The organism is Paenibacillus xylanivorans (assembly GCF_001280595.1).
Classification (GTDB): Bacteria; Bacillota; Bacilli; order Paenibacillales; family Paenibacillaceae; genus Paenibacillus; species Paenibacillus xylanivorans.
Map to the genome: position 1 here is coordinate 79,930 of NZ_LITU01000053.1, position 12,945 is coordinate 92,874.

At 47.8% G+C, this 12,945-nt stretch carries 11 protein-coding genes; 4 read left to right on the forward strand and 7 right to left on the reverse strand.

The window, feature by feature from the left end; translation table 11 throughout:
- Positions 1-18 precede the first annotated feature (18 nt).
- On the forward strand, positions 19-1,314 hold the full coding sequence (locus AMS66_RS10415; RefSeq protein ID WP_053780726.1) for a hypothetical protein: 1,296 nt from the start codon (positions 19-21) through the stop codon (positions 1,312-1,314).
- Positions 1,315-1,445: 131 nt separating this feature from the next.
- On the opposite strand, the gene AMS66_RS10420 is transcribed toward AMS66_RS10415, so the two are convergent.
- The 7 genes from AMS66_RS10420 to AMS66_RS10450 all read right to left on the reverse strand — a co-directional run bounded on the left by AMS66_RS10420 (position 1,446) and on the right by AMS66_RS10450 (position 8,843).
- The gene (locus AMS66_RS10420) at positions 1,446-2,099 is read right to left on the reverse strand and encodes a methylthioribulose 1-phosphate dehydratase (RefSeq protein ID WP_036607600.1); all 654 of its coding nucleotides are present in this window, start codon (positions 2,097-2,099) and stop codon (positions 1,446-1,448) included.
- Between the two features lie 2 nt (positions 2,100-2,101).
- Positions 2,102-2,779: a 2-hydroxy-3-keto-5-methylthiopentenyl-1-phosphate phosphatase gene (locus AMS66_RS10425; RefSeq protein ID WP_053780727.1), complete on the reverse strand. Its 678-nt coding sequence runs from the start codon at positions 2,777-2,779 to the stop codon at positions 2,102-2,104.
- Positions 2,776-3,999 (reverse strand): 2,3-diketo-5-methylthiopentyl-1-phosphate enolase, encoded by a 1,224-nt coding sequence (locus tag AMS66_RS10430; RefSeq protein WP_053780728.1) that lies wholly within the window; start codon positions 3,997-3,999, stop codon positions 2,776-2,778. Before AMS66_RS10430 ends, AMS66_RS10425 begins: the two co-directional genes overlap by 4 nt.
- Positions 3,996-4,856 carry a pyrroline-5-carboxylate reductase gene (proC, locus tag AMS66_RS10435; RefSeq protein ID WP_053780729.1) on the reverse strand — a complete coding sequence of 287 codons (861 nt, stop codon included), beginning with the start codon at positions 4,854-4,856 and terminating at the stop codon, positions 3,996-3,998. Before proC ends, AMS66_RS10430 begins: the two co-directional genes overlap by 4 nt.
- A 36-nt stretch (positions 4,857-4,892) precedes the next feature.
- The gene (locus tag AMS66_RS10440) at positions 4,893-6,140 is read right to left on the reverse strand and encodes a glutamate-5-semialdehyde dehydrogenase (protein WP_053780730.1); all 1,248 of its coding nucleotides are present in this window, start codon (positions 6,138-6,140) and stop codon (positions 4,893-4,895) included.
- A gap of 29 nt (positions 6,141-6,169) precedes the next feature.
- Complete coding sequence (gene proB / locus AMS66_RS10445; protein WP_053780731.1) at positions 6,170-7,273, reverse strand: glutamate 5-kinase; 1,104 nt, start codon at positions 7,271-7,273, stop codon at positions 6,170-6,172.
- A 361-nt stretch (positions 7,274-7,634) separates the two neighbouring features.
- Positions 7,635-8,843: a pyridoxal phosphate-dependent aminotransferase gene (locus AMS66_RS10450; protein ID WP_053780732.1), complete on the reverse strand. Its 1,209-nt coding sequence runs from the start codon at positions 8,841-8,843 to the stop codon at positions 7,635-7,637.
- A 260-nt stretch (positions 8,844-9,103) separates the two neighbouring features.
- On the opposite strand from AMS66_RS10450, the gene AMS66_RS10455 reads away from it, so the two are divergent.
- The 3 genes from AMS66_RS10455 (at position 9,104) to AMS66_RS10465 (ending at position 12,840) form a co-directional block, all read left to right on the forward strand.
- Positions 9,104-10,120, forward strand: a complete 1,017-nt coding sequence (locus AMS66_RS10455; protein WP_053780733.1) for an ABC transporter substrate-binding protein — start codon at positions 9,104-9,106, stop codon at positions 10,118-10,120.
- A gap of 203 nt (positions 10,121-10,323) precedes the next feature.
- Positions 10,324-11,970 carry an ABC transporter substrate-binding protein gene (locus tag AMS66_RS10460; protein WP_053780734.1) on the forward strand — a complete coding sequence of 549 codons (1,647 nt, stop codon included), beginning with the start codon at positions 10,324-10,326 and terminating at the stop codon, positions 11,968-11,970.
- A 48-nt stretch (positions 11,971-12,018) separates the two neighbouring features.
- On the forward strand, positions 12,019-12,840 hold the full coding sequence (locus tag AMS66_RS10465; RefSeq protein ID WP_053780735.1) for a carbon-nitrogen family hydrolase: 822 nt from the start codon (positions 12,019-12,021) through the stop codon (positions 12,838-12,840).
- Positions 12,841-12,945: the final 105 nt, after the last annotated feature.

Genomic DNA, 12,945 nt, shown 5'->3' on the forward strand with positions numbered 1-12,945 from the left:
AAAGAAAGGATGACGACTGTGCAATCAGATCGTAACAAAATACTTGCATTCTTATTAAACCTGATTCCGGGTCTGGGTTTTCTCTATTGGGGTCGGCCTGCCAGAGCTGTAATCTATCCATTACTCTTTTTTGGGACAGCTGTTGGCTCTTTTATGCTGGCCATTCTGGTGAGTGAAAGGGAATTAATGATTCTCGGGGCCTTGGGGTCCATATTCTTCTGGTGTGTCAGCATGCTGGATATGATTATCGTTCTGCTCCGTGCCCCATCTCCAAATGATGCCCGATACCAAGGATATGGCGCACATTACAGTGGACCACATCAGGGGGCGGCATACCAGGGAGTTTACGCTGATCAGGAAGGCCACTTGGGACAGATGGAGATGGACCAAGAGGGAATACATCAGCATCAGGGCGGTGAGTATGGTAGCCCCGAAGGGGGTTACGGTCAACCGCTTTATCGAAAAGGTAGTGATAGCGAACGATTTTTTACGATTTTGCTTTCCTTTGTTCCAGGTCTGGGACATCTTCATCTCGGACTGTTGCATCGCGGATTATCGTTCCTGATTGCGTTCTTCGGTTCATTTGCCATGATGGTTTTTGTAGCTTCCATTACAAATGAATCCGTATTTCTGATGTTCTTGCTCATTCTGCCTGTCATTTGGGTGTACTGTATGTTTGATGCGGTTCAGCACGTCCATCGCAAGCAGGCCGGTGAGGTACTGCAGGATCGGACCTTGTTCGAGGAATTAGAGATGGGCAGGGCATCTGGACGACGCAGTAAAGTGCTTGCAACGCTGTTATCGGCTTTTCCGGGTGCGGGTCATCTGTATCTGGGGCTGCAAAAAAGAGGCATGCAATTGATGTTCCTGTTTCTCGGGAGCATTTATATTCTGGACCTGCTTCGGTTATCGGTATTCCTGTTTATGATCCCGTTGATCTGGTTCTACAGCTTCTTTGACGGACTCCAATGTTCAAGTCGTTACGGCCGTGAACCGCTGACCGATCAACCCATTTTCAAGGATTGGGCTCGCCACCAGCGCCTGATCGGATTCGGTATTGCAGGGTTGGGACTGTACTATCTGTTTATCCGCCTGGTCATTCCACAGCTGAATGAGATGTTCCCTAATGTATTTATGACCTACGAGATTCGTTCGTATGTGAATACCGTTATTGTTTCCTTGCTGCTTATTTTTGGCGGTCTGAAGCTGTTGTTCGGCAAGCAGCGAGGGGCGAGTACGAATAGTGCGGTCCATCGAAATGATGATGGAGCAGACAGCCTCTTTTTGTTCAAGGATCGGGATGATCGACTATAGGATTCATTAGCAACTATACACAAACGGTATTTGGAAACGAGTACTTCCTATAAACCAAAAACACGCCAAGGGCTATGACTATAACCTTTGACGTGTTTTTTTATGCAGTTTTGATTTCGAATGAATAATTGCTATTTGGTAGCACCCTTTAGTAGAAGTTGACGGTACATCACTTCGAATAGGAACTCGAACGCTTCCAGATGACGTTTCGCTTCAAAAGCATCTTTACCCCATGCATAAATACCATGATTACGCAGCAAAATTCCCGGTACGTTAGCGTCAAGTACACCTGGCACCAATTCAGCGATGGATGGAATATCTGCGAAATTAGGCAGGACCGGTACACGAATCTCCGCATTTTCTTCCCAGATGTTGAAAGCTTTGATCAATTCGATTCCTTGAATCGGTACGTGTCCATCTGCTCCAAAGAACTCACTGATCAGGTTGTTAAATACGGTATGCACATGGAACACCGCGCCACAGCCGGTTAAACGATAGATTTCACAGTGAATTAACGTTTCGGCGCTTGGTTTCAGGGTTGTGGTTTCAATGGCCTTGCCATGCTTGTCCACAAATAGAAAATCTTCCGGTGTACGGAGAGATTTATCTTTGCCTGATGCAGTAACCGCAAAGTAAAATTGCTCCGGGTCGAAATCGCCCACACGCATCGACAGGTTGCCACTTGTACCAGGGAACCAGTTCCGGCTGGCAAACAGCGCTTTGATATCAGCCAGCTCTTCGAGGACCTGGCGTTTATGTTCCAATGTAATCTTTTCAAAACCCATCTTTACAGCACTCCTTGTGTTTGCTTCTGTTTCATATCTTCCATAATATCGTAAAAGGTCGTGAATGGGACATGATCCACACCCAGCTCTATACATTTATCCGTCAGGATGGAACGGGAATAGACGAGATCGGCGATTTTGGCACCTTCAAAATCCGTCAAACTGTCGCCAATAAGGATACGATTATATTGTTCTTCCGGGAATGTCCGAATAACCGTCGTTTTACACATGCCGCAGCCGTTCTCACAAGGAGGCTGACATGGATTAGGCCATTCAATACGTATGAATTCATCTGTGAAATCGGTCCCGTTGCAATAAACGTGATCCTTTGGAATATCGAATGGAGCAAGCAAAGGTTCGATAAAAAAGTCCATTCCACCGCTGGTGACATTGAATTCAATGCCCTCATCCCGAACGTATGCAAGAAATTCGCTGAACCCTTCTCGGATGCCAGCCTGTCCAAGTACAAATTCCACAATCTCATTTTTTTGTGAAGAAGGCAACAGAGCGAACATGGCTCCAACACCTTCGCGGAGGGAAATTCGCTGTTCAATCGTATCTTTCATAATCACTTCAATACCTTCAGGCTTAAAATGCTTCATAATCGCTACGATATTGTCCGAAAGGGTGATGGTGCCATCAAAATCACAGAAAATGACCGTTTTTTTATCACTTCTCATCGTTCGCCACCCCACAGATCCAGTGCACTTTTCAGTTCTGGATGCTCGGCAGCATACTGTGCCAGCGGAATGGAACGCTGAGCTGCTTCAATAGCCTGCAAGAATGCCCGTCCGCCTGCCTCCGTGCCCATAGGATGCCCATGAATGCCTCCGCCGGCATTAACGATGACATCGGTGCCAAAGTCGCGCAGAATAAGCGGTACAAGCCCTGGATGTATACCCGCTGAAGGAACAGGCATGCTGGTTCTGACCGGCAGTCCCGGTGACAGCAATTGTTCCGTGATTGCCATATTCTCTTCCTTCGGCATCGTGACCGATCCGTAAGGAGAAGGGAAGAGCACCAGATCCGCTCCGGCAAGCCGCATCAGCTGACCCAGCAGGACCGAAGCCGAGATACCGTAGTGTGGTGAAGGATACAGTGCACCTGCAAGCGCAGGGTGAGCCATAATTGGTACGTTGATGTCGGGATCACTACTGAGTTCATGTAGCACGTCGTATCCGTAGGATAAGACATTGAACAACAGTGCATTGGCTCCTGCACTAATGGCACGTTCAGCTTGCTGTTTCAGGCGTGATGTAGGTCCGGTCAAATTTGCAGCATAAAGAAGTTTCTTACCCGTCTCCTTGCGTGCCTGTTCGGCAGCTTGCATGCAAACCTCCACTCTTTTCTCAATCGGAGTCAGCTTGTTCTCAAACAGAATTTCATCGTCCTTAATCAAGTCTACTCCACCAAGAGCCTGGCGGATAAACTGTTCCCGCAGCTCATCTGCATCCAACCCAATGACCGATTTGAAAATGCTCATCAACAGTGGACGATCGTGTACACCCAGCAGATCACGAACCCCGTTCAGTCCAAACTTGGGACCGGGGAATGCGCTGAGGAAGCCGTCCGAGAATCCTAGCTTTGTCAGTTTGATGCGTCCATCCATTGAGATTTTGCCAAAGACTGTCACGAGCAGGGCAGGAATATCACGGCTGAAATTCACATCAGGATATCCGATCGTAATATCGGCGTAACGCTCGCCTGGGGCCATGCCCTCGGCCTCATGTACGTCTACACTTATGACTTCACCGAGATGTTTTTGCATTGCCTCACGCTTGGCTTGAGGCAATTCGGTCCAACTGCCAACGGTCATGCCGACAGCAATGGACTCAGCCTTTTTGCGAAAATCTGCACGATCATCATGCAGACGATATGTGGCTGTACACATGTTATTCATTTTAAATCCCCTTCCAAAGCAGCTCCCATCTCCCGTGAGCGCTCTGCACAGCGGTTGACGGCTGCGATTACATTTTCAAAGAAATCTCCCTCGTCCAGCGTTTTTAGAGCTGCCTGGGTTGCGCCTCCCGGGGACGTTACATCACTACGAAGCTTCATCGGCTCCATACCGGTCTGTTGCACCATACGTGATGCGCCCAGCACGGTCTGAACCGTCAGATCGCGGGATTGCTGGCTGGACAAGCCGCCACGAATACCTGCGGCAATCATAGCCTCCATCAAATAGTATACATAAGCCGGACCACTTCCGGAAATACCTGTGAGCACTTCGAGTTTATCTTCAGGCACAATGGTCACGATTCCAACAGCTTCGAACATCGTCATGACTGTACTGCGCTGTTCATCCGTAATTTCTTCAGAGAAGGCAAGTCCGGTTGCGCCGAGCCCGATTGTACTGGATGTATTTGGCATGGTGCGGGCGATTGGTTGCTTGCGCCCCAGCAGCGTCTGCATCGTACGGATCGATAATCCCGCAATAACGGAGACGATTAATTGATCCGGTGACAGGAGCGGCCCCAGTTCACGCAGAGCTGCGGCGGCATCCTTCGGTTTCATGCAGAGTACAATAACCGGAGAAGCGGCGAGATGATCCAGTGAATGTGCAGCAGTTCCGGTATGTACGGCATAACGGGTACTGAGCTCCTCCTGACGTTTCTGGTTGCTGCGGTTCAGCATTGTAATATCCTGAGGACGAACGACAAAGCGGGAGATCAATCCCCGCACGATGGCTTCAGCCATCGCGCCTGCTCCGTGAAAAGTAATCTTCTGTTGTAATAGCGTCTGTTGTTCTTGACTCATGTTTATCGTTCCTCCTATATAACTGTAGCTGCGAAATTATTGCCGAATTTGTCCATTGCCAGTGATACGATATTTAGTTGAAGTCAGTGCAGGCAGACCCATAGGTCCACGAGCATGCAGCTTCTGGGTACTGATTCCAATTTCAGCGCCATACCCGAATTCAAACCCGTCTGTGAAACGTGTGGAAGCATTATGGTATACAGCAGCTGCATCTACATCATGTAAAAAACGTTCTGCGTGGCTGGTATCCCGGGTGACGATACACTCTGAATGCTTTGTGCCATAACGTGCGATATGTTCCATCGCTTCATTCAGGTTCTGAACCACACGGATATTTAAAATATAATCATTATATTCTGTCGCGTAATCTTCTTCTGTCGCAGGAAGGGCAGAGGAAACCAGACGGCGCACTGTGTCACAACCCTTCAACAAGACATTCGCCTCACGGAGTTGTTCAGCCATAGCCGGTAGATGCTCCTCCGCGTAAACAGCGTGCAGCAACAAGGTTTCCATGGAGTTGCACACGGATGGACGCTGTGCCTTGGCATTAATCGCAATCTCCACTGCCATGACCGGATCGGCAGATTCATCCACATAGGTGTGACAGATACCTGCTCCGGTTTCGATCACAGGTACTGTTGCATTGGCGACCACATTACGGATCAGTGAGGCTCCGCCGCGCGGGATGATGACGTCCAGCAGTCCATTCAACTTGAGCATTTCGTCCACGGAGGAGCGGTCTGCATCCTCAACAAGCTGCAAGGCGTCAGCGGGCATGTCTGTTGTCGCCAGTGCCTGATGAAGCACCTCCACAATTTTGCGATTGGAGGAGAGGGCAGAGGAACCCCCCCGCAGAAGTACAGCGTTGCCTGTTTTGAGGCATAGTCCGGCTGCATCTACTGTAACATTTGGACGAGCCTCATAGATGATGCCGATCAGACCGATGGGCACTCTCAATTTTTCAACATGCAATCCGTTCGGACGAGTGAATGTCTCCAGTACTTCGCCGACTGGATCCTGCAGGTCTACAATCTGACGCAATCCTTCAGCAATGCCGGCGATACGATCTTTATTCAGAGCGAGGCGATCCAGCATCGATTCTGGAGTGCCTTGCTGTCTGCCACGTTCCAGATCATCCGCGTTTGCTGCAATAATGGAATCCGCTTGGGCAATCAATGCGTCTGCCATGACCAGTAGCGCGTTATTTTTTTGTTCTGTGCTCAGTCGATTCAGCTGCGGAACCACGGCTTGGGCCTTGATCGCTTTTTCTCTGACTTCACTCATCATAAATTCCTCCCATATATAAAGGTGTTCTATTTTAACGTAATCCACTCGTCCCGGTGAATAACCTCAAGTCGATGGATGCTATTCAGCTGCTTCATCACTTCGCCACTTGGCAGTCCTGCGATGAGTCGCAACTGGTCATCATCATAATTAACGATGCCACGACCGAGCAAGGTATCATCCATGCCCAGTACCTCTACAACGTCTCCGGCATGGAAGGTGCCCAGTACGCGCTTGACGCCTACAGGCAGGAGACTATGGCCGCCATGGACAAGTGCTTCTTCGGCACCATTATCCACAACGACGGTACCGAGCGGTGTAGACATGAAACCAAGCCATTGCTTTTTACGAGAGAGAGCGGCAAGACGAGTCTCGAAATACGTTCCTTTTCCGGTCCCATCAACCGCTTTTTGCATATCTCCAGGCTCCTTCACACTTCCCACAAAAACAGGCACGCCTCCACGCGTTGCCACTTTGGCTGCACCCACCTTGGATCGCATGCCGCCCGTACCTACAGATGATCCCGAACCGCCGGCATAGGCGTAGATTTCTGCTGTAATCTCCGGGATACGGTCATAACGTACGGCAGCTGGATCTTTGCGTGGATCAGCCGTGTACAGGCCGTTGGTATCTGTAAGAATGACAAGGTGCTGTGCCTTGACCAGATTTGCTACCAGAGCAGACAGAAGATCGTTATCTCCGAACTTCAATTCATCGACAGACACGGTATCATTCTCATTGAAAATTGGAATGACGCGCTGTTTGAGCAGCTCTTCCACGGTCATACCCGCGTTGCCCATACGTTTTCGGCTGTGAAAGTCAGTGCGGGTGAGCAGAATTTGTGCTGTAGTAACGCGGTGCGCTGCAAAAGCCTGTTGATATGCCTGCATCAGCAAAGCTTGCCCAACAGCCGCTGCGGCTTGTTTTTCATGCAACTGTTTGGGACGCTGGGGGTAACCGATCTCCCGGAAACCGGCAGCTACCGCTCCTGAAGTAACCAGAAGAACCTCATGTCCTTGTTCAGCCAAGGCGGCAATTTCTCTAGCAAAAAAAGTAATGGAACTTCGATCGAGCCCGCCTTCTTCCGTAGTAAGCGAACTGCTTCCGATCTTAACTACAATACGTGAGGTCATGTTTTCACTTCCTTAAACAATATTAATCATTGACCCTGGATCAGACCGTTGGGTACAAAAAAAACTCCCGCCCTTTTAGTTAAAAAGGACGAAAGTTCGTTACTTCCGCGGTACCACCTTTATTGATGATTGGATCATCCGGCTTCATGCCCTGTAACAGAAGGCACTGTCCTGTGCATCACAGGCCGCTCAGGGGTAGGTTTCGGAGAGAAGCCGCGGTAAATTCTTGCAGCCCGATGGAATTTACTCTCTGGGCGCGGCTGATCTTCTCGTACTGGTCCCGTCATCACGTTTCGTTCAATATTTCCTTATAACATACCATGGAAACTTGGCAGATGCAAAGGGGTTATGCACCTGTAAATTACTTGAATAAATTTAACTTGCCAATCCGCTCCGCAGCTTCCCTTAATCGATTTTCATCACTTAGCAGCCCTGCGCGCACATAGCCCTCACCATGTGAACCGAAACCAATACCCGGTGCGACCGCGACCTTTGCTTCACGCAGTAACACGTCAGCAAAGGAAGCAGAAGTAAAGCCTGCAGGTACAGGCAGCCAGCTAAAGAAGGAACCTCCCGGTTTAGGGGCCTTCCAGCCGATGGATGAGAGTGCGTCATAGAAAGCGTCACGACGTGATTCATAACGTGCAACCAGTGAAGTGACACATTCCTGGGAAGCGGTCAGTGCAGCCGCAGCAGCGGCCTGGATGCCTCCGAAGAGGCTCACGTAGATATGATCCTGCAGCAGATTGATTTTGGAAATGATATCTGCATTGCCCAGGGCAAAACCGACACGCCAACCCGCCATATTGTACGTTTTGGATAATGTGTAGAACTCAATGCCCACTTCTTTGGCACCTGGTGCCTGTAAAAAGCTCACTGGACGATGCCCATCGAATCCGATTGCACCGTAGGCGAAATCACTGGCTACGACGATTTTATTTTGAATGGCAAACTCTACCGTATCCTCATAGAAGGAAAGCGGGGCGGTGGCCGATGTTGGGTTGTTGGGATAGTTCAGGAACATCAGCTTGGCCTTTTCCCGATCTTCGGTAGAGATTGCTTCATAATCAGGCAGGAATGCATTGGACTCCAGCAGTGGCATGAAAGACATGCGCGCTTTCGCGAGTGCCACACCGGACCAATAATCCGGATAACCTGGATCAGGCACGAGACATACGTCTCCAGGATTGAGCAATACCTGAGGCAACTGAACCAAGCCTGTTTTTCCGCCAAACAAAATCGCAACTTCCGTTTCGGGGTCCAGGTCAACGTTGTAGTCTTCCTTGTAACGCTTTGCAACGGCTTCCTTCAGGAAAGCATGCCCGCTAAAAGGCGAATATTTGTGATAGAGCGGGTTCTCTGCCGACTCTTGCAGTGTTTTAACAATATGGGGCGGTGTAGGTGTATCCGGGTTCCCCTGACCCAAATTGATTACGTCGTGACCACTTGCAATTTCGCGATTTACATTTTGAACAAGGGTAGCAAAAAATTGCGTTGGAAGCTGTGTCATTACATCGGATGTAGGTATGGTAAAGGCTGAACGACCCGACAGGTTAGGTTGATTAGTCATGCTATACATCACTCCGGTTATTAAAGATGGCAATATAGTACTCATTAATTTATCACGTCAATCCCGAGCTGTATAGGGGGAAAACACTTCATGAATACTTGAATGGAGCCAATATTTTAGTTTTTGTACAAAACTGAAATGAGATATTTCATTTTGTCCATTGAGATTAGGGTAAATCCTGTTTTATGATATTATTCGATAATGATAATCAATATCATTGGGAAATGGGAACGAAGCACTTATTAGGGGGAGAAATAGAAATGAAAAAGGGTATACGAAATACGGCAGTATTGTTGACAGTAACATGGTTGTCCCTTCTGCTGCTGGCTTGCGGAAATCAGGCTTCAACTCCATCTGCTGGAACGGATGATTCCAAGGCGGTCAATGAAACACAGACAAACGTGGATCAGTCCAATCAGGAACAGACGGCATCCGAGGATAACAATGAGGGTGAAACCCGGATGTTCAAGGACTGGACAGGTCATGAAGTTGAGGTTCCGGTTACGCCAAAGCGTGTGATTTATCATGGTGAAGTTACAGGAGATCTGCTTGCGTTGGGCGTTGTGCCTGTAGGTATTCTTCGGCAGGATGGAACCGTATACGATGATCAGGTAATCGAGGCAGAAGATGTAGGTTTCCCGTTGAGTGTTGAAAAGGCACTTACATTGAATCCCGATCTGATCATTTTCTCGAATAGTGATCAGGCACAATATGATCAGATCTCGAAGGTCGCTCCGACGGTCACTTTTGATTCCTTTGCATCATTAGAAGACCGTATGAGAACACTCGGCGATCTGTTGAACAAAAAGCAGGAAGCTGAAGAGTGGATTACAGCTCATCAAAAAGCGACAGAAGAAATGTGGAAACAGCTTTATGAGAATGAATTGAAAGAAGTCGAAACGGCTTCGGTGTTCACCATGTATCCAGGTAATCGTCTGTTTGTCATGGCGGGAGCAGGCTTGCCACAGTTGTTGTATGGAAAAGACGGGATGAAGCCAACCGCGGAAATTCAGAAGCTTTTAGATGAAGGAATGGGCTTTGCAGAAATTTCTACTGAAAAGCTGCCTGAAATTGCAGGTGATCGGGTGTTTATTCTTGATCCTGTGACGGATGATGCCAAGCAGTCTACAAAAGAATTGCTTGATAGTACGATATGGAAGAGCTTGCCTGCAGTAAAAGAAGGAAAAGTATATCGCTTCGATCTAGTCAAAGCTTCCAGTGATGCGACTTCAAGAGAATGGCTTTTGAAAGAGTTGCCAAAACAGATGATTCAATAGTCGTTTATGGATAGATACATCATAATATTGTATTGGATTAAGAACGAAAATGCCGACTATAAAAGAGCCTTCAACTTTTCGTTGAAAGCTCTTTTTTGTGCTGATTACAGCCAGATCTGGATTAATGACAAAAGCTCGCTTATAATCAGTTCATACAGATATAATGATAATCATTCTCATTTTAAAAAACGAGGTGAACCACCATGCAGGCTTTGAATGCCGATGCCAGAGGGTTGTATTTTTCAGCATTCATGTTTCGGCTGGATCATCTGGAACAACGAATTGAACAACCAGAACAGGTGATGCTGGAAGTGGCATGTGATAAACATACATTTTTGATCTGCGAAGAAGGGGAAGGTCGCTTATATATAGGATATGAACAGTTTCCTTTTACCACCGGATGTGTTTACCCGCTTTCTCCGGGTGAAGGGTACCAGATTGAACATGGAAACCGATTGGAATTGAAATATATGGTGATATCATTTGATGTTATTCATGTGTTGACAGGAGATCCGGAACAGTATACGCGCCCTGTATTCGAACATAGAAATCAATTGAATGGCTATCCTTATGCCCCGTTAAGTGGGCTGTTGGAGCAATTGTATGCCATTCGGGATTATCAAACAGATGCTGAATATAGCCATTTGAATGCACAGTTTCAGAGATGGATGGAGATGATCATCACCCGGTACACTTCACCAAAAACAGAGCAGAGTATGGAATCCAGACTACACAGTACAATTCAATATGTAGAAGATCATTACGCTGAAGAAATCACAGTAACGAAACTGGCCCGTCTTGCAGATATCCGACCAGTGCAATATACAAACTTGTTCAGACAATTAACAGGCCACAGGCCGCTTGATTATGTGAACCATGTACGAATTAAACATGCTAAGGATTGGTTGCGCAAATCCGATGAACCACTTCGGGATATAGCAACCCGGGTGGGTTTTAAGGATGAGTATTATTTTAGCAGGCGTTTTCGTCAAATGACCGGATTATCGCCCCGTCAATATGATCGATCTATTCAGCAACAAACACTGGTTCAGGATTGGTTGGGTCATGATGTGAATATTCCGTCACAGCCCGAGCGAATTATGTTTTATGGTGATTCCGGTGGAGATTTGCAAGTGCTGGGTATTGGTTTATTAGGAGATCAGGCCTATGATGCGGTTGCCCCGGTTAATGTGGAAGAGGCAGTCCGGATGAGACCAGACCTGATCATTTTCGATAGCACTAACGAACAACAATATGAACAATTTTCCCGAATAGCACCCACACTGGCATATAACTCTCATGCAACGCTGGAAGATCGAATTTGTAGGGTGGGAAGCTGGTTTGGCAAGCAATCAGAAGCTGGGAAATGGCTCTCCTCCTATCAGCAACGCATGGAAAAGATGTGGATGAAGATTCATGCTTCAATTGAACCCGGGGAAACGGCGTCCGTATTCACCTATCATCGGGGTGCCCGATTATTTGTCATGGGCAATATTGGTCTGGCCTCACTCTTGTATCATCCGATGGGATTCAGACCCGTTACGAAAGTGAAGGAGGCGCTTGTGGCGGGCAGAGCGTATAAGGAGATTTCGTCTGAAGCGATTCGTCAGTATGCGGGTGATCATATATTTGTCTTGCTTCCTGAGGAGGTTATTGCAAGGCAGGCCACAGAGAAGTTGATGCAGAGTCCAAGCTGGCGAGCACTTCCAGCCGTGCAGAAGGGGCAGGTGTACGGAGTGGAAGAAACAACATGGAATTTGGGCGATGCACTGACGAGCAACCGTTTGTTAACTTTGTTGCCCAAGTTATTATGTAGGAGTTCAGAACGAAAACAGGTTGCAGATGTTTGAATGATCAAGCTATGATTACAGGTATTACGGTTCAGAGGAGTGCTGGTTATGACAGAACAACAACAAGGGGAAATGCGTGTAGCCCTGATTCAGGGCGATATTCAGATCGGAGACCCTGAGGCCAACCATAAACATATGCAGTCTTTGCTCGAACGAGCGGTAGAACAGTATCCCGACTTGGGATTGGCTGTGCTGCCCGAGATGTGGAATACGGGCTATGCTTTGGAACAAATTCATGAGCTTGCTGACCCGGAGGGCCAGAAATCAAGAGAGTGGCTCGCGACTTTTGCCCAAAAACATCGAATCTCCATCGTTGGCGGTTCCATTGCGGAGAAACGTGATGGCCAAATCTTCAATACAATGTACGCCTATAATAGTGAAGGAAATCAGGTGACACGTTACGATAAATTGCATTTGTTCCGCCTGATGGATGAAGAGAAGTATTTGCAGCCTGGTGCAGAACCGGAAATATTCGAATTGGAGAACGGCCTCACCGCTGGAGCTTCGATCTGTTACGATATCCGTTTCCCTGAGCTTGCTCGAACACTTGCCTTGAACGGAGCCAAAGCATTAATTGTCCCCGCTGAATGGCCGAACCCGCGCTTGCATCATTGGCGCACACTTCTTACAGCAAGGGCCATCGAGAATCAGATGTACGTAATTGCCTGCAATCGCGTAGGGAAAAGCGGAGACACCGAATTTTTCGGGCATTCCCTCATTATTGATCCTTGGGGTGAAATTGTGGCTGAAGGCGGAGAAGGAGAAGAGATTGTGACCGGAATTATCCGTCCTTCGCTTGTGGATGAGGTTCGTGGCCGTATTCCGGTATTCGAAGACCGCAGACCTGGCATTTATTTTGGCAGCAAATAAAAATCTGTAATTTTCCAATAAAGTGTTTATTCTTCCGGGAGGCGGGTAATGATAACTATCCCGTCACCAAGGAGGATGATCAATCAATGGACAACCATGTGAAAG